Here is a 22,333-nt window from a genome sequence, read left to right as displayed (position 1 = left end):
GCGGAGGCGCCCCGGGCCTCCCGGCCAATAGCGTCGACGCAGGCGGCGCAGGCCGTCGCGAGAGGGGTACGACATGCTCACCATCGAAGGGGTGACGAAGCACTTCGGCGACCGCCGGGTGCTCGACGACGTGGGGTTCACGGTCGGCAACGGCCGCCTCACCGGGTTCGTCGGCGGCAACGGCGCCGGCAAGACGACCACCATGCGCATCATGCTCGGCGTGCTGCAGGCCGACGCGGGATCCGTCTCGATCGACGGCACCGCGGTCCGGCCCGCCGACCGCCGCCGTTTCGGCTACATGCCCGAGGAACGCGGCCTGTACCCGAAGATGCCGGTGGCCGAGCAGATCACCTACATGGCCCGGCTGCACGGCGTCGACAAGCGCGCGGCGACCACGCGGACCACCGAGCTGCTCGAACGACTCGAGCTGACCGGCCACGCCGACGACGCCGTCGAGAAGCTGTCGCTCGGCAACCAGCAGCGGGTGCAGATCGCCGCGGCCCTCGCCCACGACCCCGAGGTGCTGGTGCTCGACGAGCCGTTCTCGGGCCTCGACCCGATGGCGGTCGACACGGTGCTCGGTGTCCTGCGCGAGACCGCAGCGCGCGGGGTCCCGGTGCTGTTCTCGAGCCACCAGCTCGACGTCGTCGAACGGCTCTGCGACGACGTCGTCGTGATCGCGGGCGGCACCATCCGCGCCGCCGGCCCGCAGGATGAACTCCGCAAGCAGGCCGGGCCTGCCGCCTGGGAGCTGCTGGTCGACGGCGACGTCGCCTGGCTCCGCGACGAGCCCGGTGTGACGGTCCGCGAGTTCGACGGCGGCTACGCCGTCTTCGAGGCCGACCCGTCCACCGCCCAACACGTCCTGCAGCGGGCCGTCCAGCAGGGCACCGTCGGCTCGTTCGCCCCGCGGGTCCCGCGGCTCAGCGAGGTCTTCCGGGAGGTCATCCGATGAACGACTCCTTCGTGCAGGCCGTACGGCTCGTCTCCGCACGCGAGATCCAGGCACGCATCCGCAGCAAGGCCTTCGTGGTCTCCGCCCTCATCCTGATCGGCATGGTCGTCGCGTCCATCGTGGTCGGCGGGATCGTCGGCAAGGCCACCGCCGACGACACCACGCCGGTCGCCGTGGTCGACGGCGTCTCACTGCCCACCACGAGCGGGCTCGACGTCACGAAGTCCGGTTCCGTCGCCGACGCGGAACGGCTCGTGCGGAACGGCGACGTCGATGCGGCGATCGTGCCGTCCGACGACCCGCTCGGCTACAAGGTCGTCGGCCTCGACGAAGCCCCGACCGACGTCGTCTCCGCGCTGAGCGTCACACCGCGGATCGAACTGCTCGACCCGGACGCGCTGCCCGGCGGACTCGTCTACCTCATCGCCATCGCGTTCGGCGTCGTGTACTTCGCCTCGGCCGTGACCTTCGGCCAGTCCATCGCGCAGAGCGTGGTCGAGGAGAAGTCGACCAGGGTCGTGGAGATCCTGATGTCCGCGATCTCGGCCAGGGCGCTGCTCGCCGGCAAGGTCCTCGGGAACAGCGTGATGGCGTTCGCGCAGATCGTCGCCGTGGCCATCGCCGCGGTCGTCACCCTGGCGGTGACCGGGCAGGACAACATGTTCTCGATGCTCGGCCCGAGCATCCTGTGGTTCGTCGGGTTCTTCGCCGTCGGCTTCGTGCTCATCGCGTCGCTCTTCGCCGCGGCGGCCGTGCTGGTGTCGCGGCAGGAGGACGTCGGCAGCGTCACCACGCCGGTGATGATGCTCGTGATGATCCCGTACATCCTGATCATCGTCGCGTACAACAACCCGACGGTGCTCGGCATCATGTCGTACGTGCCGTTCAGTGCACCGATCGGCATGCCGATGCGGATCTTCCTCGGCACGGCCGAGTGGTGGGAGCCGATCCTGTCGCTCCTGATCGTGGTCGCCGCGGTGGTCGTGGTCGTCCTGGTGGGCGCCCGCGTCTACGAGAACGCGCTGCTGCGGACGGGCAGTCGCGTGAAGCTGACGGAGGCGCTGCGCGGCTGACGCCGCGGTGTGGACGGGAGGCCCGGATCACGTGAGCAGACCGCTCACGTGGGACGGGCCTCCTGTCCGTTGCCCGGTGCCGGTCCGGCACGCAGCGCCGGTCCGGCACGCAGCGCCGGTCAGGCGCTCAGCGTCGCGAAGGCGGACCGGTGCCAGACCAGCGGGCTGTGCGCGAAGTCGGACATGAGTCCGAGCACGCGGAGCACGACGATGTCGTGGTCGCCGGCCGGGTAGGTGTGCTCGACCGTGCACTCCAGCCAGATCGGCGCCCCCTGCAGGAAGACCGCTCCCGTGTCGGCGACCGTCGTGTCGACCCCGACGAACCGGACCGACTTGTCGCGTGAGGCGAGCTGCCGCGTGACCTGCGCGTGCCCCTCGCCGAGGATCGAGACGCCGATCGTGCCGGCGTCGCGGAGCACCGGCCACGTGGTCGAGGTGTGCTGCACGGCGAACATCACCAGCGGCGGGTCCTGCGAGACCCCGACGGTGAAGGACGACGCGACGAGCACGGTCGGTTCGCCGTCCACGACGGCGGACAGTGCGGCGACACCGCAGGGGAAGCCCGAGAACGCCTGCTTGAGTGCGGAGAGGTCCGGGGCCTCGGTGGAGTAGGGGCTGATCATGACGCGGTTCCTTCCTGGTGGCTGGCGGTCGCACCGAGGACGACGTCCCGCCAGCGGGCGAGCCAGACGTCGGTCGATGCGGGGTCCGAGTACTGCTTGTCGTTCAGGTACAGGGCGGGGGCGGGGACGGTCGCGCCGAGTTCGACCAGCACCGGTTTGAGGAAGACCTCCGGGGCGAGCGCGTGCGCCGGACCGGCACCGAGCATGAGCGGTACCGCGACGACGCCGGCGAGCCCGTCTGCGGTGCCGAACTGGTCGAGGAACAGCTTGAGCACGCCGGTGTAGGTCGCCTTGAACGTCGGCGACGCGACGACCACGAGGTCGGAGCCGGCGACGGTCCGGACGGCGTCGGACACCGCCGTGTCGCCCCAGCCGAGCAGGCCGGCGCCGAGGTCGATGACGTCGACGACGTGGTCGGGGGCGCGACCGGTGAGGCGTTCGAGCACGACCGTCGCGGCGTCGAGCGTCCGTGAGGCCGGCTTGGGGTTGCCGGCGACGACGGTGGTGATCATCGGGGTGCTCCTGTCGTGGTGGCTGGTGCTGCGGTCGTTGGTGCAGTCCACCGCTCGTTCGTTTCGCCGCCGTGCCGGATCCGTATCGGCTGGGTTACGCCAGCGGCCCCCGGACCGGCCACGCCGGAATGTCCCGGTCAGCGCGGCTGTGCGGCCAGGGCACCTGGGCATTCCGCCAGCCGCCGTGCGCGGCCGTCGCGCCGAATTGTGAGAGCGCCGTTACCGGAAGTCGCCCCGGACGCGTCCGGCGTGTTTCGCCCCGCCGCCGCCGCCCCGTCACCGCCCGGATCCGCACGTGCACGGGCCTCGGTGGCGCAGTCGCTCCCCGCGGAACCACGCGGCGGACGCCCCGCGCGCACCATCGCCGCGGGTGGCCTAACACCAGCGAAACAAACGCCTAACAGGACCGTTACCGGGCGACCGCCTGCTGGCTCCCCGCTGCCGTTACATTCGCATCAGCCCCACTGCAGCGGCCGGCGTCACCCCGACGCCCCGCCGCCGGTGAACGTCTCCCGGCTCCCAGCACACGCCACCCCGCGCCGCGGGGTGTTCGTCGTACCCGCTGCAGCTTCCCCGCACCTTCCCTGCTCCACCCGTCCAGGAGGTCCCCGACCGATGTCGTCCCCCGCACCGTCCCGAACGCGTCTCCCCCGCCCCGCGCTCCTCGCCGCCGCACTCTCCGGCGTGCTGTTCCTGTCCGCCTGCTCGGCCACCTCGACCGCGTCGACGAGCTCCGGCGACGACACCGCCGGGGTCGAGCACGCCACGAGCCAGATCAAGGCCGCCAGCGTCGACCCCGAGTTCACCTTCGAGGGCGAGCCCTTCGACATGTCGGGGATCGCCGGCAAGACGATCTTCAACATCCCGAACTCGTCCGCCGTCCCGTTCATCACCGCGGTCGACGAGGCCGGCGAGAAGGTCGCCGAGCAGTACGGCGCGAAGTGGATCGAGTACACGAACCAGGGCACGCCCACCGAGCACTCCGCCGGCATCGACCAGGCGATCAGCCGCGGCGCAGACATCATCGTGCTGGCGCAGGGCGTCAACGGTGAACTCATCGTCCCGGCGCTGAAGCGTGCGAAGGCCGCGGGGATCCCCGTGCTGATCAGCCACACGTACCAGACCGGCGAGGCGCTGCCGGACCAGCTGCAGGACCTCGTCGCCGCGCAGGTGACCGCCCCGTTCCACGAGGCCGCGAAGCTCAACGCCGACTGGGCCATCAAGGAGACGAAGGGCCAGGGCGACGTCCTGATCATCACCTCGTCCGAGGTCCCGCCGTCCGACGGCATCGTCAAGGCGATGCAGGACGAGTTCGAGGCGCAGTGCGACGGCTGCAGCGTCAAGGTGACGAACGTGCCGGTCGCCGACTGGGCGACGAAGATCTCGTCGACGGTGCAGTCCGCCGTGCAGTCCAACCCGAACCTCGACTACGTGCTGCCGGTCTACGACTCGATGACCCTCTACGTCGAGGCCGGCGTGACCGCGGCGGGCAAGACCGGCCAGGTGTTCACCTCGTCGTACAACGGCACCCCCGCCGTGCTGAAGATCCTGCAGGACGGCAGCGTCCTCACGATGGACATCGGCGAGAACATGGAGTGGCTCGCGTACGCCACGCTCGACCAGGCCGGCCGTGTCCTGACCGACACCCCGATCATCGAGGACGGTGACGAGAAGACCCCGCTCAAGGTCTTCACGAAGGACAACGTCGACGAGACGGGCACCCCGCCGGCGCCGAGCAAGGGCTACGGCGACGCGTACAAGACCGGCTACGAGGCCATCTGGGGCGCGGCCGAGTGACCGCCGTGCCGGTGCTGCGGATCAGCGGACTCACGAAGCGCTTCGGCGGACTGACCGCACTCGACGACGTCGACCTCGAGGTCCTGCCGGGCCAGGTCCACGCGCTCCTCGGCGAGAACGGCTCCGGCAAGTCGACCCTCATCAAGATCCTGTCCGGTACCTACGCGCCGGAGCCGGGAGCGACGATCGAGGTCCGTGGCGCCCGACTGCCACTGCCGGTGCCGCCCGGGTACTTCCGCCGCGTCGGGATCAGCTTCGTCCACCAGGACCTCGCGCTCGTCCCATCCCTGGGCGTGACCGAGAACCTGCGGCTCGCGACCGTCGTGGCCGGCCGGGGCCCCTTCGTCCGCTGGGGCGCCGAGCACCGCGCCGCCGCCGAGCTGTTCGCGCGGTACGGGGTCGACATCGACCCCCGCGCACGGATCGACGAGCTCTCCGACACCCAGAAGGCGCTCGTCGCGATCCTGCGAGCCGTCGCCGAACTCGGTGACGACCGAGCGCTCATCGTGCTCGACGAACCGACGGTGTTCCTGCCGAAGGAGGACGCCGACCTGCTGTTCCGGGTCGTCAAGGACCTCGTCGCGGACGGCCGCACCTCGGCACTGCTGGTGTCGCACGACATGTCGGAGGTCCTCGAGCACGCCGATCGGGTCACCGTCCTGCGGGCCGGCCGGGTCCAGGCGCACCGTGACACCGCCACGACGACGGCCGACGAACTCGTCGCGCTCATCGTCGGACGCGGGCTCGACGGCGCCGCAGCCAGGGCCCCGCGCCCGGCGACCACCGGGGACGCCGTGGTGGCGGTCCGCGACCTCCGGGTCGGTGTCGTCGACGGCCTGTCGTTCGACGTCGCCGACGGCGAGGTCGTCGGCATCACGGGCCTCGCCGGCTCCGGGGTCGAGGACGTGCTGCCCGGCCTGTACGGCGCACGACCCGCGACCGGTTCGCTCACCGTGCGGGACGACGGGGTGCAGGCCGCCCCGACCGACCTGACCCGGGTCTCGCCCGGTTCCTCCATCGCCCGCCGTGTCGTGTACGTCCCCGCCGACCGCAAGCGCGAGGGCGGGGCGCTCACCCTGTCCGTCGAGCAGAACGTCACCCTGCCCGTCCTCGGGAAGCTCCGAGGACTGCTCGGCCTCTCCCCCGCGCGGGAACGGTCGCACGTCGCGGGACTGGTCCGCGACTACGACGTCCGACCCGCCGACCCGTCCGCCCTGTTCGGCACGCTGTCCGGCGGCAACCAGCAGAAGGCAGTCCTGGCGAAGTGGATGCAGGACGACCCCCGGCTCGTGCTGCTGCAGGAACCGACCCAGGGCATCGACGTCGGCGCCCGCGCGGCGATCTTCTCGATGCTCCGCCGGAGTGCGGAGCAGGGCGTCGCCATCGTCTGCGCCTCCACCGACTACGACCAGCTCGCGCAGCTGTGCGACCGCGTCGTCGTCCTCGCCCACGGCCGCGTGCACGACGTGCTGACCGACGAACGCGTCGACCGCGACGTCATCGCGGCCGCCGTCGTGGCGAGCCTCGTCGACGCGGCCCAACCCGCTGCTCCGTCCCCCGCTGCTCCGTCCCCTGCTGCTGTTCCCTCCCTCGTCAAGGAGAACGCCTGATGTCCACCACCGCCGACCCCGTCCTCGAGACCTCGATCGTCCGTCCGACCCGCCCGCGCTTCTCGTGGGGGCACACCGAGCGCTACGCCCTGCTCGGTGCCTGGCTCGTCATCGTCATCGCCTTCAGCATCGCGCTGCCCGACACGTACCCAACCCTCGGCAACCTGCAGAACATCCTCGGGTCCCAGTCGGTGCTGCTCATCCTGGCGCTCGGGTTCCTCTTCCCGCTGACCGCGGGCGAGTTCGACCTGTCCGGCGCCTCGACGATGTCGCTCTCCGCCATGACCATCGCCGTGCTCAACGCGAAGATGGACGTCCCGCTCGTGCCCGCGATCGCCGCCGGTCTCGTCATCGGCGTCGTGGTGGGGCTCGTCAACGGCCTGCTCACCGTCGGGTTCCGCATCGACTCGTTCATCGTCACGCTGGGCACCTCGACGTTCATGATCGGGATCATCCAGTGGATGAGCGCCTCGTCGTCGGTGACGGGCATCGACCCCGCCCTCGTGCAGGCCACGGTCGGGTGGCGCGGGCTCGCCGGCCTGCCGCTCGCGTTCGTCTACGGTCTGATCGCCACCGTCGTCGTCCTGGTCGTGCTGAGCGCCACCCCGGTCGGCCGACGGCTGCTGTTCGTCGGCACCGGCCGCACCGTCGCCGAGCTGTCCGGGCTGAACGTCCGACGGCTCCGGGTCGGTGCGTTCGTCGGCGCCGGCCTCACCGCCGCGGTCGCCGGGGTCGTCTACGCCGGCACGCTCGGCGGCGCGGACCCGTCGAGCGGACAGTCGTTCCTGCTCCCGGCGTTCGCCGCCTGCTACCTCGGCGCGACCGCCATCATCCCCGGACGCTTCAACGCGATCGGCACCTTCATCGCCGTGTACTTCCTGTTCTCCGGGGTCGTCGGCCTGCAGATGCTCGGCGCCGACAACTTCGTGCAGCAGCTGTTCTACGGCGGCGCCCTGATCGTCGCCGTCGCCGTGTCGCAGACCATCCGGCGGCACTCCGTCGCGACCGCCGCCAAGGCCGCCGCGAAGCGTTCCTGACCCACCTCGTCCTCCCCCTCCCTGCTCGACACCCACCACAGAAAGCGAGTCCCCCATGGACATCGGAGTCTTCATCCCGATCGGCAGCAACGGCTGGCTCATCTCCACCACGTCGCCCCAGTACAAGCCGTCCTTCGACCTGAACCTCGAGATCGTGCAGAAGGCCGAGTCGTACGGCTTCGACTTCGCGCTGTCGATGATCAAGCTGCACGGGTACGGCGGCCCGAGCGGGTTCTGGGACGAGAACCTCGAGTCGTTCACGCTGATGGCCGGTCTCGCCGCCCGCACCGAGCGGATCCGCCTGTTCGCCACGACTGCGGTCCTGACGATCCCCCCGGCGATCGCGGCGCGCATGGCCGCGACGGTCGACTCGATCTCGCACGGTCGCTTCGGTCTGAACCTCGTCGCGGGGTGGCAGAAGGCCGAGTACGACCAGATGGGCCTGTGGCCCGGCGACGACGTGCACTTCAAGCGCCGCTACGCCTACCAGACCGAGTACATGCAGGTCATGAAGGAGCTGTGGGAGCACGGCGAGTCCGACTTCAAGGGCGACTACTTCACGATGAACGACTGCAAGATGCTGCCGAAGCCGACCGGACACATCCCGATCGTCTCGGCCGGGCAGTCGTCGCAGGGCATGGCGTTCGCCGCCCAGTACTCCGACTACAACTTCTCGATGGGCGTCGGCGTGAACACCCCGACCGCCTACGCCGACCAGAACAAGGCCCTCATCGAGGCGCGGGCGAAGACCGGTCGCGACGTGGGCTCGTACGTGCTGTTCATGATCATCGCCGACGAGACCGAGGAGGCCGCCCAGGCCAAGTGGGCGCTCTACAACGACGGTGTCGACGTCGAGGCGATCTCGTGGATGACGGGCCAGGCGCTCACCGACACCGAGGGCGAGGAGGGCAACACCGCCAAGCGGATCTCGCTGCCCGAAGGCGCCGTGAACATGAACATGGGCACGCTCGTCGGCTCGTACGAGCAGGTCGCGGCCATGCTCGACGAGGCCGCCGTCGTCGAGGGCACGAAGGGCATCATGGTCGTGTTCGACGACTTCCTGCAGGGCATGGACGACTTCGGCACCCGCATCCAGCCGCTCATGCGCACCCGCGAGGGCGTGGAGTCCGTTGCCCCGAGCGCGGTCACCGCATGAGCGCCGCAGCGAGCCGACCGGTCATCCAGGTCGCGGTCGTGCAGGCCGGACAGACCCCGGCCGACGGCGACGCCGCGCTCGACGAACTCATCGCCCTGTTCGAACGGGCGGCCGAGGGCGCCGACCTCGTCGTGTTCCCCGAGCTCTGCACCACGCCCTACTTCTGCGGCGTGGTCAACGACAGCCGCAAGGCCTGGGCGCAGCCCGTCCCCGGCCCCGCGACCGCCCGGTTCGCCGCCGCGGCGAAGCGTCTGGGCACCGCCGTCGCCTTCGGCCTGTACGAGGACGCCGGCGACGCGCAGTACAACAGCGCCGTGCTCATCGACGCCGACGGCACGCTCGTGCACGGCACCGACGTGCACGGCGAGCAGGTGGCGTCGTACCGCAAGACCTCGATCCCGACCAACGCGATCTCCGACGTCGACGAGAAGCACTACTTCGCCGCCGGCTCCGGACCGGTCGTGTTCGACGCGCTCGGCACCCGCTTCGGGATGCTCATCTGCTACGACCGGAGCTTCCCGGAGTACTGGCTCGCATCGCGGGCCGCCGGTGCCGAGGTGATGCTCGTGCTCGTGTCGTCGATGGGCTTCCGCGAGACCCTGTTCACCCAGGAACTGCAGGTCCGCGCGCTCGAGACGCAGACGTGGATCGTCGCCCCGAACCGCGGTGGCGAGGAGACCGTCGACGGCAAGACCGTGAGCTACTTCGGCCGGTCGTCGGTCGTCTCACCACGGGGCGACCTGGTCGTCTCGGCACCGGCCCACCAGGCGGGGCCGATCATCCGGGCCACCATCGACGTCGGCGAGGTCGCCGCGGCACGCCACGACTTCCCGCTCGGACGCGACCGCCAGCCCGGGGTGTTCCGGTACCTCGCCGACGCCCACGCACCGGCGGCGGTCCCCGCGTGACGGACGTCGCCGCCGTGGTCCGCGGCACCATCGCCCCGCAGCTCGACCGGGCGCTGGCCGCCAGCCGCGCGAACCCGTTGCCGGCAGCCCCGTCGGCGCTGCGCGCGGAACCGGCACACAGTGCGCAGCTGTTCGGTCGGCTCCTGGGCGCAGCGATCGAGGCGGCCCCGGCCGTGGCGGCGACACCGGGCACGGGCGCCGACACGGCCCCGGCCCGGCCCGCAGACGCGCCGTCGGCGTCCCGGCCCGCAGACGCGCCGTCGGCGTCCCGGCCCGCCGCCGACCCCGCCGCAGCCACGGTCGTCGAGCTCCTGGACGCCTACCGTTCCGGCACCACCACCCCGTCCGCCGTCCTGACCGCACTCGCCCCGCACTGGACGAGCGACGACGTCTGGTCGGACGCGGTCCTGCGCCTGGTCGACGGAGCCGAGGCAGCCGCCGCCGAGTCCACCCGCCGCTGGGCGGACGACGAGGCCCGGCCGCTCGAGGGCATCCCGTTCGCCGTGAAGGACATCATCGACGTCGCGGGGACGATCGTCACGAGCGGCTCGCTCCAGACCGGCGACCGTGTGGCCCCGGCCGACGCGACCGTCGTGGCCCGACTCCGTGCAGCCGGCGCGATCCCCGTGTTCACGGCGGCCACGACGGAGTTCGCCTGCGGTGGGCCGCACAACGCCCGCTACGGTGCCGTGCGGAACCCCTGGGACCCCGAGCGGTGGACCGGTGGCTCGTCCACGGGGTCGGGTTCGGCGCTCGCCGCCCGGATCGTCCCGTTGGCGCTCGGATCGGACACCGGCGGGTCGATCCGCGTGCCGTCCGCGCTCTGCGGCACCACCGGGATCAAGCCGACCTACGGCCTCGTGCCGCGCACCGGGGTCGCGAGCCTGTCGTGGACCCTCGACCACGTCGGACCGATGGCCCGCTCCGCCGAGGACCTCGCGCTCGTCCTGGCGGTCATCGCCGGGTCCGACGGCGAGGACCCGACGACGTTCACCGCCGTCCCGCTCATCGAAGCAGCACCGGAACGGGTCGAGGGGCTCCGCATCGGGGTGCCGCGCGGCTGGTTCACCGAACGCATCGACACCGCGGTGCTCGACGCCCACGCCGCCGCGACCGAGCAGTTCCGCGACCTCGGGGCGACCCTCGTGCCGATCGAGTTCGACGACCTCGAATCGATCGACGCGGAGTGCTGGACCGTCTTCTACGGCGAGCTCGCCGCGAACCAGGAGGCCAACACCGCCACGGCCGACCTGTTCGACGCCGGGACCCGAGCGCGCTTCGACGTGTCGTTCCTGCCGACCGCGGCGGACTACCTCCGGGCGCTCCGCCGCCGCCCGCTCGTGCAGGCCGCGATGGTCGCCCGGATGGACGAGGCCGGCGTGGACGTGGTGCTCACCCCCGGCATCGGGGCCACCGCCCCGCGACTCGACGACCTGACCATGTCCGTCGACGGCGAGCGGTTCAACCTGCACGACGTCATCCCCCGGAACACCCGCCTGTTCGACTACGTGGGGTTCCCGGCGCTGATGATGCCGGCGGGTACCGCGACCGACGGTCTGCCCGTCGGCGTGCAGCTCGTCGCGCGGCCGTGGGACGACCGCCTGGTGCTGTCCGCGGCCGCCGCCTTCCAACGGGTCACGACGCACCACCGCCTGGTGCCGCCGTCGTCCGCCGTGCGAGGGCCGACCGATCAGTAGCCGCACCATCGACGAGGGCGCCGCCCGACGACGCGCCTGGCAGGTGCTCTGCGCCTCGAGCCTGAGCGTCATCCTCGTCTTCATCTCCTCGAGCGCCCTGCTCGTCGCGCTCCCCGACGTCAGCCGCGACCTCGACGCCAGCGCAGTGCAGTCCAGCTGGGTGCTCCTGAGTTACATGCTCACCACCACCACCCTGATCCTGGTCTTCGGACGGATCGCCGACCTCGTCGGTCGGCGGCGCCTGTACATCGCCGGCATCCTCGTCTTCCTGCTCGCCTCGCTCGCGTGCGGGTTCGCACCGGACGCCGCCGTCCTGCTCGGCGCCCGACTCGTGCAGGGCGTGGGTGCGGCGGCCATCGTCACGAACACGACCGCACTGCTCACCGACGTCTTCCCGGAGTCGATCCTGTCGCTCGGCCTCGGCCTGAACGCCACCGTCGCCGCGGTGGGGCAGGTCATCGGCCCGGTCGTGGGCGGGCTGGTCGCCGAGTCCTTCGGGTGGCGCTGGATCTTCCTCGCCGGTGTGCCGATCTCGCTCGCCGGACTCGTCTGGTCGCTCCGGTTGATCCCGCACAGCACCCGCCCCCGTTCCGGCGAGCGCCTCGACGTGCCGGGGTCGATCCTTTCGGTCGCGGCCGTCGGCCTGCTCGTCGGTGCCGTCTCGATGGGCGGCTCGGTCGGCTGGTCGGCCGTGCCCGTCGTGGCGATGGCCTCGGGCGCGGTCGTCCTCGGCGGCGTGTTCGTGTGGACCCAGCGCCGGGTCGCGCACCCCCTGGTCGACCCGGCGATCTTCCGCGACCGCGCCACCATCACCCTGTTCTCCGCCGCTGGGCTCTGCGCCCTGTCCAGCTACGCACTGGTGCTGCTGGCGTCCCTGTCGTTCCAGGCCGTCGACGGCAAGGACGCCGTCGAGGCCGCCCTCTGGGTGCTCCCGACCCCGATCGGCACGACCGTCGCCGCCGTGACCGCGGGGTTCCTCGCCCGTCGCGTGGCCGCCAGGACCCTGTCGACCATCGGGATGCTCCTCATCGCCCTCGGCGCCGCGGTGCTCGCGGTCTCGCTCGCCGACGGCAGCGCCTACGTCGTCACCGCCACCGGCCTCGGCGCGGTCGGGGTCGGGACGGGCGTGTTCATGACGCCGAGCACGTCCGCACTGATGACCCGGGTCCCGGAACACCGACGTGGCATCGCCAACGCCATCCGCTCCGCCCTGCAGAACGCTGGCTTCCTGTTCTCGACGGCCCTCGGACTCGCGATCGCGACGGGCGGCCTGTCCGCCTCCCAGGCGGCAGCCGCCTACGACGGCAGCCTGCTCGGCCTGCCGGCCGGCGACGTCCAGGTGTTCGTCGACGGCGTCCGCGCCGCAGCGCTCACCTTCGCCGGCTGCGCGGCCCTCGGTGCGCTCATCGTCGCGTTCGGTCCGTTCGGACCACCCGACCGGGAGGCACCACTCCGGCCCGACAGGTCGGGTCCGGTCCCCGAGCCGGGGGCGTCCACGTGACCGTCCCCGCCCTGGCAACGACCACCCACGACGGAAGCAGGACCCCATGACCGACGACCACCAGGACTACGCGGCGGCCGGGTTCACCGGCGCGCTGCAGCCAGGACGACGCGCTGCGCTCGTCGTCGTCGACCCGGTCCGCGCCTACGTCGACCCCGACTGCGGGCTCTACGCCGGGGTCGAGGAACCCGTCGAGCGGATGCGGGAGCTCACGATCGCTGCCCGCGCCGCCGGGGTGCACGTGGCGATCACCACCATGGCGCTGTCCGCCGACGGGTCGAACGCCGGGGTGTTCTTCCGCAAGGTGCCGGCGCTCGCCGCGTACCTGCCGGGGGCGTCCACGGGGGCGTTCGTCGACGGGCTCGAGCCCCAGGACGGGGACACCCTGGTGCCCAAGCAGTACCCGAGTGCGTTCTTCGGCACCTCGCTGGCTGCCGACCTCGTCGCCCGCGGTGTGGACACCCTGTTCATCGCGGGGCTGTCGACGAGCGGGTGCATCCGCGCGACCGCCACGGACGCCATGCAGCACGGGTTCGTGCCGATCGTCGTGCGCGAGGCGGTGGGCGACCGGTTGCCGAGCGTGCACGAGGCGAACCTGTTCGACATCGCCGCCAAGATCGGCGAGGTCTGGAGCATGGGCCGGGTCCTCGAGCACTGGAACGTGGCATGAGCCCCGCGACGAGCACCGTGACGAGCACCGCGGCATCGGTCCGCGGTCGGCCTCGGAGTGCCGCCGTCGGCGAGTCCGTCTACACGGCGTGCGTCGAGATCCTGGCCGAGGGCGACCCGCGCGCGTTCACGATCCGGGCCGTCGCCGATGCGGCCGGGGTCGGCGCCGCGACGATCTACCGGCGGTGGTCGAGCAAGGAGGTCCTGCTCACCGAGACCGTCATCCGGTTGATGGAGGAGCACATCCCCACGATCCAGGACGCCCCGATCGCCGAGGGGGTCCTCGGGCTCACCCGGGGGTGGGTGCACGCCCTCGTCGCGACGCCGGTCGGCCGCGCACTCCCGCTCATCGTGGAGACCGCGTCGCACGAGCCGCGCGTCGCCGAGGCCGTCACCGAGTGGCACCTGGACCGGCGGCTGCGGGTGAACGCGATGCTGCAGCGGGCGATGGACGCCGGCGACCTGCGTCCGGACGTCGACCTCGGCATCGCCGTCGACCTGCTCGGCGGACCGACGTTCTACCGACGCGTGTTCGTCTCACTCGACATCCAGGCGCCCGACTACCCGGTGCGCCTGGCGCGGGAGTTCCTGCGCTGGGCCGGCTGGACCGGCGACGTCTCGACGGTGGGGGTGGCCTCGTGACCGGGATCGCGCCGGAGGAGTTCGCCCCGACCGCGGCCTGGACCGACATGGGCGTCGGGACGACCCCGTCGGCGCCGGGGCACTGGATCGGGTTCAACCGACGCTCCGACGCGGCGCGCCAGGTGTCCGACCTGATCCGGGCCGACATCGTCGCGGGCCGGTTCACCGGGCCGCTGCCCTACGAGTGGGAGCTGCTCGACCTGTACGGCACGACGCGGAACGTCCTGCGGGCTGCGCTGACGTTGCTCAAGGAACAGCGGCTGCTCACCCGTGCACCGCGATCCGGCACGTTCGGTGTCCGGCCCGTCGCCTCGGTGAGCCTGGCCCGCACGTCCGACGAGGTCACGATCTACGGCGAGACGGCTGGCGGCAGCGTGTTCGAGTCACCCCGGCTCAGCATCGTGCACCTGTGCGTGCAGCAGGTGACCGCGCCGGAGACCGTCCGACGCAACCTGCAGATGACCGGCAGCAGCGCGTTCTTCGTCGAGAGCCTCATCTCGTTCGACGGCGAACCGAGCCGGGTCCGGACGAGTTGGGTGCCGCACGAGCGCTTCCCCGACCTGGTCGCCGAGCCGCTCACCGAGTACGTGCCGGACGTGCTGGTCCGGAAGGCCGGTGCGCGTCCGGAGGCTCGACGCTTGCTGCTGAGCACCGTGAACGCCGACCAGTGGACGGCCGACCTGCTCGACATCGACCCCGGGCAGGCGATCTTCCACATCGAGCGGCTGATGTGCCTGGCGGACGGGACGCCCGTCGAGTACGGCTTCTCGCGGTACCGCGGCGACCGGGCGGTGATCGACTCGCGGATCATCTGACCCGTGCGTCCGGGCTCAGTCGGTCCGCACCGAGAAGACGTCGCCCGGCTGGCACCCGAGCTCCTGGCAGAGCCGGGTGAGGGTGGAGAACCGGATCGCGCGCGCCCGGTTGTTCTTCAGCACCGACAGGTTCACCACGGTCACCCCGACCCGGTCCGCGAGCTCGGTCAGCGTCATGCCCCGAGCGGCGAGCAGCTCGTCGAGGTGGCAGACGACCGCGTGGCCGTCCTCCTGTTCCGGGGGCATCAGACCAGCCCGGACTGGTCGCGTACCATCCGCTGCGAGGCGGTCAGGGCGAACCGGAAGCAGATGACGACGAGCAGACCGAGGTACACGGGCACGAACTGGTGGTCGACGTCGGGCGTCGGCAGGCGCCCGTCCCAGCCGAGCCCCGACACCACCCAGTTCCACCCCATCCGGCGGACGAACTGGGGCACGAACCCCGCCACCAGCACCGCGGCGGCGAGCCAGTCGAGGATGCGGGTCGTCGACCGGTCGAACAGCCCGCCGCGCGAGATCTTCCACGCGACCGCCGCCACCAGGGCGATGAGGGCGCTGACGAGCAGGACCTCGAGCGCGTCACCGACCCGGATGTACCCGATCGCCCCCGCCGGCACGTCCGCGATCGGGGCCCGGAGCACGAGGTGGTCGGCGGTGACGGTCGCCCCGCCGGGCGGCTGTGGGACGTCGCTCGTCGCGGTCATCCGGACGGGCACCGACACCGTCCCGGAGCTGACCGAGCGGACGAGCAGGTCGACGTACCGCCAGACGACGAGCGCGATGCCGATCACGCAGCAGGCGACGTAGGCGAGGTAGGAGTTCCGCCCGCGGGGTGGTTCGTACACGGGTGCGGTCATGGCGTCTTCCCCTGTCGATCATCGATACCATCGAATTTCGATACAACGATAAACGATGGGTCGGACTTGTGCAAGACCCCGCCCGGCTCCGACCTACAGCAGGCCGAACACCGCCTGCGCCCCGAGGCTCGTGCCCGCCACCAACACCCAGAGCGCGATGCCGAGCAGCATCGGACGGAACCCGGCACGTCGCAGCGCCGCGAAGTCCGTCGAGCAGCCGATCGCCGCGAGCGCCACCGTGATGAGGAACGACGCCGCGGTCGAGAACCCCGGGGCAGCGTCAGCCGGCAGTACCCCGACGGTCCGGAGCAGCACCACCACGAGGAACCCGATCAGGAACCACGGGACCAACCGGAACACACGGAAGCCGCTGCGCGACCCCGCGTCGGGCGCGAGCTGCTCGCGGGAGGCGCGTCGGGCCTCCAGTCCGGCCAGCCCGATGACGATCGGGATGATCATCAGGGTCCGCACCAGCTTCACGACGACCGCCGTGTCGGTCGCCTGGCGACCGTAGACCGTCGCGGTGGCGACGACGGACGACGTGTCGTTCACCGCCGTCCCCGCGAAGACGCCGAAGGCGTGCTGGCTGAGACCGAGGGCGTGGCCGAGCAGGGGGAAGGCGAACACCGCGGCGATGTTGCACAGGAAGATCGTCGACATCGCGTAGGCGACGTCCGCGCTGACCGCACCGATGACGGGCGTGACGGCCGCGATCGCGGACGCACCGCAGATGCCGGTCCCCACGCCGATCAGGGTGCGGAGGGCGCTCGACACCCGCAGCAGCCGGCCGATCCCCCAGGCGGCACCGAGGCACACCACGAGGGTCGTCACCATGACCGGCAGGGTCTCGCCGCCGATGCGCAGGACCTCACCGATCGACAGCTGCGCGCCGAGCAGCACCACCGCGAACTGCAGCACACGGCTCGACGAGAACTTCACGCCGGGAGCGAGCACGGCGAGGGTGCCACCGGTGCGCCGACGGACGAGCCAACCGAGCACCGCGCCGATCAGGACGGCGGGGACGGGTCCGCCCACGACCGGGACGACCGATCCGATCAGGGTCGCGACGAGGCCGATCGCGACGGCGACGGCGACTCCGGGTGCGGCGGTGCGGGCGAACTGCATGGGAACAGCATCTCGTGCTCGCGGCCGTCGTGCGGTCCAGCCGGGCAGGATGGTGTGGTGGAGTACTCGGGCGAGCGGTGGGTGCAGCGGCTGCGCGACGGGGAGACACCGAAGCGGTGGCCGTTCCTCGTCGGCCTCGCGATCGTCACGGTGGCCGGCGGGATCGGGGTGTACTTCTCGGCGACCCACCTCGACGGCATCCTGCACTCGGACGCCCGACGCCCGTTCGCCGTGCCGTTGTTCTCGGTGCTGCTGCTCGGGTTCGGGCCCGTGGCCGCGGTGCTGTCCTGGTTGCGCGGGCGGCGCGACCGCGTGGTGCTGGACCGGATCCGCCGGAACGGGACCACGACACGCTTCCACCTGCCCGTCCTCCGCACGGGCCCGTACGCCGCCGACGACTTCCCGGACCCGAGGCCGGAGCTGTGGACGGTCGACGCGGCGGGTCTCCACGCGTGGTCACCCGAGCGCGACGATCCCGTGTTCGACCTGGTGTGGGACGACGTCAGGACGATCGAGCTGGCCTCGACGGACGTCCGCGGACAACGCACCGACACCGGGATCTGGATCGTCACCGAGGCGGTGGGCCGGTTCGTGCTGCTGCCGCGCGCAGTCATCGGGCGGCCGTTCGGCGCGAGCGTGACGAAGATCCACATCCTGATGCAGGTGCTCCGGTCGCTGCGGCGGGAGTTCGATCCGCACCACGGAGCGCGCGAGCGCCGCTGAGCCGCCGACGCCGGATCAGCCGACGGGCGGTACCTCGCCGGTCATGTCGACGCGCTCGGTGCCGTCGTTCCAGATGTACGTCGCGGTGGTGCGACCGGAGGCGTCAGCGTTCGCCTCGTTGGCCTTCGCGTACGTGTAGGTGACCTTGATCGAGGCGTCGGCCAGCCGCTCGACCGTCGGCTCGAACGCGTACTGCTCGGAGGTCGCGGTGCCGAGGTACCGGCCCTGGTGGAAGAGCAGGATCGCGTACGGGGAGCCGGCCGTGGCGAGCTCGGGCGAGACGACAGACCAGGACAGGGAGGCGCAGGCGTCGTAGCCGGTGTAGTCGGCGTTCGCGGCGTCCCACTTGGTGCCCTCGAGGCCGGCGGGCGACGGCAGCGCGGCGATCCCGGCGGCGGCTGCCTCGGAGCCGGCCGCGGGACCACAGGTCGGGGTGGGCGTCGGTGTCTGGCTCGGCGTGCTCGTCGGCGTCGGGGTCGCTGCCGTGTCCGTCGGCGCTGCGGTCACGGTCTCGGTGACGGTCGGGGTCGCGTCGCCGCCGTCCCCGCCGCCGGAGCAGCCGGTCAGCAGGGCGACCACGGCCGCGCCGGTCAGGAACAGAGCAGTCTTCGAGGTGCGCACCACTCCACGGTGCACCGACCGCGGTGTCGGCGCTCGCATCGTTACCGGCCCGTAGTCTGCTGGCATGCGGGGAGAGGGCATCGGGGCATCGGCGGACGTCGCGGACGACCACGTCGTGGGTCCGCACGGACCGGTCCTCATCCGGCGCTACGGACCGCAGGACCCCGCAGCCGCTCCGACCCTGGTCTGGCTGCACGGCGGCGGGTTCTTCCGGGGCGACCTGGACCTGCCCGAGTCGGACGCCGTGGCCCGGGTGCTCAGCGCCCGCGGCATCCCGGTGGTCACCGTCGACTACCGCCTCGGCCCGCTGCCGGGTCTGCCCTGGATCGGGCGGACGGGTCCACGAGCACGCCGACGCGCACCGCACGCTCGGGACGAAGTCGTGGCCGTGCTCCGCTCGCTCGCAGAGGAATGTCCGGCCGGTCTGGTGCTGGGTGGCGCGAGCGCTGGAGCCTGCCTCGCCGCCACCGCGGTCCCTCACGGACCCGCGCTGGCCGGCACCGTGCTCGCGTACGGGTTCTTCGACGCGCGGATCCCCCGCGACCCAGCGGTGCAGCGTCTCGTGCGCGGGCACCGGCGGATCACGCACGCTCCACTGTTGCTCGACGCCGCGAACCGCACCTACGCCGGGCCGCTCGGCGCCGGAGCGTTCCCGGCACCGGAGGACCTCAGCACGTTCCCGCGCACCCTGGTGCTCGACGCCGAGCGGGACACGATGCGCGCATCCGGCGACCGGTTCGCACGGCGGCTCGGTGCCGCGGGGGTCGATCTCGAACGGCACGTCCTGCCCGACAGCCGGCACGCGTTCCTCAACCGACCGGGCAGCACCGACTTCACGGCTGCCGTCGACCTGATCGCTTCGTGGGTGGTCCGTCGGCCCGTCTGACCGTTCGAGCGTGTGCGACCGTCGGACATTCCGGTGACGCCACGACGAACCGGACGTATTCTGCTGTCGGAAGCAACGGCGGTTCCGAACACCCTTCGCCACGTTCACCGTCGTGGCGTCCCGCCTCTGTGACGAAGAGTCCTACCGTGACCGAACACCTCATCGAGTACGTCGCCCGTGACCGCACGGGCATCACCGCCGTCGTGACGACCACCAGCGTCATCGACGTCGACACCGTGATCCAGCACATCCGCTCCGGACACACCGGCTACTACGTGGCTGCCGACTCCTGGAAGCGCACGCCGGTCAGGAGCATGTCGTTCATCGGCGGCACCTACCTGTTCGCGAACTGGGACGGCTCGAAGCGGAACATGCTGCACGACCTGGCGTTCCGGTCGCCGACGCGCGCGGTCCAGACCGCGCCGCCGACGGAGTCCCGCTTCGCGCGGTTCCTCGACGCCGTGTTCGGCCGCCGGCTCCCACTGCGCTGAACTGCCGGTACCGCCGCTGTCCCGGCCCGTTCGCACGCCCGTGAGAGCATGACGGGCATGCAGAAGGGGGAGCAGATGCTCGCGAAGGACGTGTCCGACAAGCGGTTCCGACCGACCAAGTGGCGGGAGGGCTACGACCAGGGTGAGGTCGATGCGTTCCTCGACCGGATCCAGAGCACCTTCGCCGGGTACGAGCAGGGGCGGCCGGTGGATCCGCTCACACCGGAGCAGGTGACCGCTGCCCGATTCCAGCCCACGAAGTTCCGCGAGGGCTACGACCAGGACCAGGTCGACGACTTCCTCGACGAGGTCGTCGTCGCGCTCCGCCAGCACGCGGTGCGCTGAGACCGACACCGACGCAGAACGACATCCCCGTCGTCGTGCGACAACGGGGATGTCGTTCCGGGTCGATCGTGACCTCAGACCTGCGCGCCCTCCAGCGTCGCCGCGAGCGGGTCGAAGTCCTCGGGCAGCGACGCGATCGGTGCGACGGTCGACTCGACCTCGATGAACGAGCGGGCGGCGATCGACTCCTCGACCGCGACCATGGTGTCGAGCACGTGGTAGCCGACCTCGCCGGTCGCGATGTGCGAGCCGCCGCCACGGATGGCCCGCGCCATGTCGAGCACGCCGAGCCCACGGCCGACGGTGGGCTCCTCGTCGAGCAGCACGTCCCACTCCTGCGAGAAGGGGAACGTCGCGTCCGCGGTCAACGGTCGCGCGATCCGGATCGGGTGCCCGCCACCGAACGTGTTCGGGTCGGGCAGGACGATCGTGCCCTCGGTCCCGTTGACCTCGAACACGCCGTGCCGGAACAGCGGGGTGTCGAACGACAGCAGCGACTGTGCGTTGCCACCCTGCTCGAACGAGGTCAGGACGGAGACGTGGGTCGGCACCTCGACGGGGAACGAGTCGCCCGCGTTCGGTCCGACGACCAACTGCCGCGTCGACCGCGACTGAGAACCCGTCGCGACGACCGAGTCGATCGGTCCGAGCAGGTGCACCAGCGCCGTGAAGTAGTACGGGCCGATGTCGAACAGCGGGCCCGCGCCCGTGGCGTAGAGGAACGACGCGTTCGGGTGGAACACGTCCGGCCCCTGCCACTGCATGCTCGTGACCGCGGTGAGCGGGGTGCCGATCGCACCGGCCTCGATCGCACGCTTGGCGGTCTGCCAGCCCGGACCGAGCACGGTGTCGGGCGCGATGCCGAGCTTCAGGCCGAGGGAGTCGGCGAGTTCGACGAGCGACGCGGCCGAGGCACGGTCCACGCCGATCGGCTTCTCGCTCCACACGTGCTTGCCGGCACGCAGGGCGTCCATCGAGACGGCGACGTGCGTGGCGGGGAGCGTCAGGTTGATGACGATCTCGACGTCGGGATCGGCGAGCACGGATGCGCCGTCGCCCGAGGTCGCGACACCCCACTTCGAAGCCGACGCCGCGGCGCGCTCGGTGTCGATGTCGCCGATCCGGACGACCTCGACGTCGGGGAACGTCGTGAGGTTGGCCAGGTACTGCTCGCTGATCATGCCGGCGCCGATGAAGCCGATGCCGACGCGTCCGGTGCGGGTCATGCGGACACCTCCGATGCGGACGACGAACCGGCCGGCGCGAGGTGCGCCGCGAGCCACTCGTACGACTGCTGCACACCGTCGAAGACGTCCCCGTCGAACCCGTCGAACTCGATCACGGCGTACTCGAGCGCCGTCGCCGCACGGAGCGCCTCGGCGAGCCGGACGTCGCCCTGGCCGGCCGGGGTCTGGTCGGTGGGGATCGTCGCGGTGGAGATGTCGTCGCGCATCGGACCGTCCTTGACGTGCACGGCGACGATGCGGTCGCCGAGCTCCTCGATGAACGCGACGACGTCGATGCCCGCGGCCGATGCCCAGTACAGGTCGAGCTCGAGCACCACGGCCGGGTCGAGCAGCGACGCGAGCACCTGCAGCGCGGGCTGTCCGTCGATCTGCGGCCGGAGCTCGTGGTCGTGGTTGTGGTAGCCGACGCGCAGACCGTGCTCGGCGGCCTCGACGGCGGCGGCGTTCAGTCGTGCGGCGACGCGCTCGACGCCCTCGCGGGTCGTCCACGCGTCGGGTCCGACGAACGGGTCGATGACGATCTCGAGGCCGAGTTCCTTCGCCGCGGCGAAGGTGTCGGCGTGCGACGGAGCGGTCATCACGGTGCCGTCGGGCAGCGGGATGGTCTCCTCGACCAGGAACGCGTGGCCGGTCTTCGCGGTGATGCCGTGGGCGTCGAACGCGGACTTGAGCTGCGGTGCTCGGTCCACGAACGCGAACGCCTCGACGGTGTCGAAGCCGATCTCGGCCAGGCGGCGGACGCCGCCGTCGAGGTCGGGCTCCAGCGCGGCGTTCACCGTGTAGAGCTGCAGGGAGATGGCGGGAGCCATGTCGGGTCCTTTCCGGGGGTGGTACAGGTGACTGCCTGGAGGCGGGGGGGGGGGGGGGGGGGGGGGGGGGGGGCGCCGCCGCCGGGGGGGGGGGGGGGGGGGGCGCGGCCCCGCGGGGGGGGGGGGGGGGGGGGGGGGGGAGGAGGGGGGGGACACCAGCGCCTGAACGGGGGTGGGCGATGAACACAACCGAACACGCCCGCCCCCAGCCCCCCCCCCCCCCCCCGCCCCCCC

The 22,333-nt window shown here is 71.6% G+C and carries 23 protein-coding genes and 2 pseudogenes; 17 read left to right on the top strand and 8 right to left on the bottom strand.

The genetic code is table 11. From position 1 onward, the window contains the following. Positions 1–73: 73 nt before the first annotated feature. Together EDF40_RS00125 and EDF40_RS00120 are read left to right on the top strand one after the other, a co-directional pair. Positions 74–955 carry an ABC transporter ATP-binding protein gene (locus tag EDF40_RS00125; protein ID WP_123341174.1) on the top strand — a complete coding sequence of 294 codons (882 nt, stop codon included), beginning with the start codon at positions 74–76 and terminating at the stop codon, positions 953–955. Next, on the top strand, positions 952–2,028 hold the full coding sequence (locus EDF40_RS00120; RefSeq protein ID WP_123341175.1) for an ABC transporter permease: 1,077 nt from the start codon (positions 952–954) through the stop codon (positions 2,026–2,028). The genes EDF40_RS00125 and EDF40_RS00120 overlap by 4 nt, the downstream gene beginning before the upstream one ends. Positions 2,029–2,147: 119 nt before the next feature. On the opposite strand, the gene EDF40_RS00115 is transcribed toward EDF40_RS00120, so the two are convergent. Together EDF40_RS00115 and EDF40_RS00110 are read right to left on the bottom strand one after the other, a co-directional pair. Further along, positions 2,148–2,651, bottom strand: coding sequence for a flavin reductase family protein (locus tag EDF40_RS00115; RefSeq protein ID WP_123341176.1), 504 nt, complete (start codon positions 2,649–2,651; stop codon positions 2,148–2,150). Continuing rightward, positions 2,648–3,163 carry an NADPH-dependent FMN reductase gene (locus EDF40_RS00110; protein ID WP_123341258.1) on the bottom strand — a complete coding sequence of 172 codons (516 nt, stop codon included), beginning with the start codon at positions 3,161–3,163 and terminating at the stop codon, positions 2,648–2,650. Before EDF40_RS00110 ends, EDF40_RS00115 begins: the two co-directional genes overlap by 4 nt. 615 nt (positions 3,164–3,778) lie before the next feature. Between EDF40_RS00110 and EDF40_RS00105 the strand changes: the two genes are divergently transcribed. From EDF40_RS00105 to EDF40_RS00060, 10 genes are read left to right on the top strand one after another with little or no spacing between them, the layout of a single operon-like run. After that, a complete protein-coding gene (locus EDF40_RS00105; RefSeq protein WP_123341177.1) occupies positions 3,779–4,960 on the top strand; it encodes a sugar ABC transporter substrate-binding protein in 1,182 nt (393 codons plus the stop codon). Further along, the gene (locus EDF40_RS00100; protein WP_260213585.1) at positions 4,957–6,570 is read left to right on the top strand and encodes a sugar ABC transporter ATP-binding protein; all 1,614 of its coding nucleotides are present in this window, start codon (positions 4,957–4,959) and stop codon (positions 6,568–6,570) included. Before EDF40_RS00105 ends, EDF40_RS00100 begins: the two co-directional genes overlap by 4 nt. Next, on the top strand, positions 6,570–7,607 hold the full coding sequence (locus EDF40_RS00095; RefSeq protein WP_123341179.1) for an ABC transporter permease: 1,038 nt from the start codon (positions 6,570–6,572) through the stop codon (positions 7,605–7,607). Before EDF40_RS00100 ends, EDF40_RS00095 begins: the two co-directional genes overlap by 1 nt. Positions 7,608–7,662: 55 nt before the next feature. After that, positions 7,663–8,763: a pyrimidine utilization protein A gene (gene rutA, locus EDF40_RS00090; protein ID WP_123341180.1), complete on the top strand. Its 1,101-nt coding sequence runs from the start codon at positions 7,663–7,665 to the stop codon at positions 8,761–8,763. Then, the gene (locus EDF40_RS00085; protein WP_123341181.1) at positions 8,760–9,671 is read left to right on the top strand and encodes a carbon-nitrogen hydrolase family protein; all 912 of its coding nucleotides are present in this window, start codon (positions 8,760–8,762) and stop codon (positions 9,669–9,671) included. Before rutA ends, EDF40_RS00085 begins: the two co-directional genes overlap by 4 nt. Then, complete coding sequence (locus tag EDF40_RS00080) at positions 9,668–11,368, top strand: amidase (RefSeq protein ID WP_123341182.1); 1,701 nt, start codon at positions 9,668–9,670, stop codon at positions 11,366–11,368. Before EDF40_RS00085 ends, EDF40_RS00080 begins: the two co-directional genes overlap by 4 nt. Positions 11,369–11,411: 43 nt before the next feature. Further along, complete coding sequence (locus EDF40_RS00075; RefSeq protein WP_185002567.1) at positions 11,412–12,869, top strand: MFS transporter; 1,458 nt, start codon at positions 11,412–11,414, stop codon at positions 12,867–12,869. Positions 12,870–12,915: 46 nt separating this feature from the next. Then, positions 12,916–13,539 (top strand): isochorismatase family protein, encoded by a 624-nt coding sequence (locus tag EDF40_RS00070; protein ID WP_123341184.1) that lies wholly within the window; start codon positions 12,916–12,918, stop codon positions 13,537–13,539. Then, positions 13,536–14,180, top strand: a complete 645-nt coding sequence (locus tag EDF40_RS00065) for a TetR-like C-terminal domain-containing protein (protein ID WP_123341185.1) — start codon at positions 13,536–13,538, stop codon at positions 14,178–14,180. The genes EDF40_RS00070 and EDF40_RS00065 overlap by 4 nt, the downstream gene beginning before the upstream one ends. Continuing rightward, a complete protein-coding gene (locus tag EDF40_RS00060) occupies positions 14,177–14,995 on the top strand; it encodes a GntR family transcriptional regulator (RefSeq protein WP_123341186.1) in 819 nt (272 codons plus the stop codon). The genes EDF40_RS00065 and EDF40_RS00060 overlap by 4 nt, the downstream gene beginning before the upstream one ends. 15 nt (positions 14,996–15,010) lie before the next feature. Here EDF40_RS00060 and EDF40_RS00055 read toward each other — a convergent pair whose 3' ends face one another. From EDF40_RS00055 to EDF40_RS00045, 3 genes are all read right to left on the bottom strand, one after another. Continuing rightward, positions 15,011–15,241, bottom strand: a complete 231-nt coding sequence (locus tag EDF40_RS00055; RefSeq protein ID WP_123341187.1) for a helix-turn-helix transcriptional regulator — start codon at positions 15,239–15,241, stop codon at positions 15,011–15,013. Next, positions 15,241–15,852 carry a hypothetical protein gene (locus tag EDF40_RS00050; protein ID WP_123341188.1) on the bottom strand — a complete coding sequence of 204 codons (612 nt, stop codon included), beginning with the start codon at positions 15,850–15,852 and terminating at the stop codon, positions 15,241–15,243. Before EDF40_RS00050 ends, EDF40_RS00055 begins: the two co-directional genes overlap by 1 nt. A gap of 93 nt (positions 15,853–15,945) precedes the next feature. Next, on the bottom strand, positions 15,946–16,977 hold the full coding sequence (locus tag EDF40_RS00045) for a YeiH family protein (RefSeq protein WP_123341189.1): 1,032 nt from the start codon (positions 16,975–16,977) through the stop codon (positions 15,946–15,948). Between the two features lie 57 nt (positions 16,978–17,034). On the opposite strand from EDF40_RS00045, the gene EDF40_RS00040 reads away from it, so the two are divergent. Continuing rightward, positions 17,035–17,700, top strand: a complete 666-nt coding sequence (locus EDF40_RS00040; RefSeq protein WP_123341190.1) for a hypothetical protein — start codon at positions 17,035–17,037, stop codon at positions 17,698–17,700. Positions 17,701–17,715: 15 nt separating this feature from the next. Here the strand turns inward: EDF40_RS00040 and EDF40_RS00035 are convergent, their stop codons facing one another. Beyond that, complete coding sequence (locus tag EDF40_RS00035; protein WP_148053911.1) at positions 17,716–18,321, bottom strand: LppP/LprE family lipoprotein; 606 nt, start codon at positions 18,319–18,321, stop codon at positions 17,716–17,718. Between the two features lie 64 nt (positions 18,322–18,385). On the opposite strand from EDF40_RS00035, the gene EDF40_RS00030 reads away from it, so the two are divergent. The 4 genes and pseudogenes from EDF40_RS00030 to EDF40_RS19410 form a co-directional block, all read left to right on the top strand. After that, positions 18,386–19,207 carry an alpha/beta hydrolase gene (locus EDF40_RS00030; RefSeq protein ID WP_123341192.1) on the top strand — a complete coding sequence of 274 codons (822 nt, stop codon included), beginning with the start codon at positions 18,386–18,388 and terminating at the stop codon, positions 19,205–19,207. 146 nt (positions 19,208–19,353) lie between these two features. Next, positions 19,354–19,698: a hypothetical protein gene (locus EDF40_RS00025; RefSeq protein ID WP_123341193.1), complete on the top strand. Its 345-nt coding sequence runs from the start codon at positions 19,354–19,356 to the stop codon at positions 19,696–19,698. Positions 19,699–19,746: 48 nt separating this feature from the next. Further along, positions 19,747–19,857: pseudogene (locus EDF40_RS19415) on the top strand (DivIVA domain-containing protein); the annotation flags it as partial. A 48-nt stretch (positions 19,858–19,905) separates the two neighbouring features. Next, a pseudogene (locus tag EDF40_RS19410) lies at positions 19,906–20,028 on the top strand (DivIVA domain-containing protein); the annotation flags it as partial. Between the two features lie 89 nt (positions 20,029–20,117). On the opposite strand, the gene EDF40_RS00015 reads toward EDF40_RS19410, so the two are convergent. Both EDF40_RS00015 and EDF40_RS00010 read right to left on the bottom strand, forming a co-directional pair. Beyond that, positions 20,118–21,269: a Gfo/Idh/MocA family protein gene (locus EDF40_RS00015; RefSeq protein WP_123341259.1), complete on the bottom strand. Its 1,152-nt coding sequence runs from the start codon at positions 21,267–21,269 to the stop codon at positions 20,118–20,120. After that, positions 21,266–22,099 (bottom strand): sugar phosphate isomerase/epimerase, encoded by an 834-nt coding sequence (locus EDF40_RS00010; protein ID WP_123341194.1) that lies wholly within the window; start codon positions 22,097–22,099, stop codon positions 21,266–21,268. Before EDF40_RS00010 ends, EDF40_RS00015 begins: the two co-directional genes overlap by 4 nt. Positions 22,100–22,333 lie beyond the last annotated feature (234 nt).

The sequence above is a fragment of the Curtobacterium sp. PhB170 genome (assembly GCF_003752345.1).
In the GTDB taxonomy this organism is placed as follows: domain Bacteria; phylum Actinomycetota; class Actinomycetes; order Actinomycetales; family Microbacteriaceae; genus Curtobacterium.
Note: the sequence above shows the minus strand (reverse complement) of the source record. Positions and strands in the feature narration are given on the sequence as shown.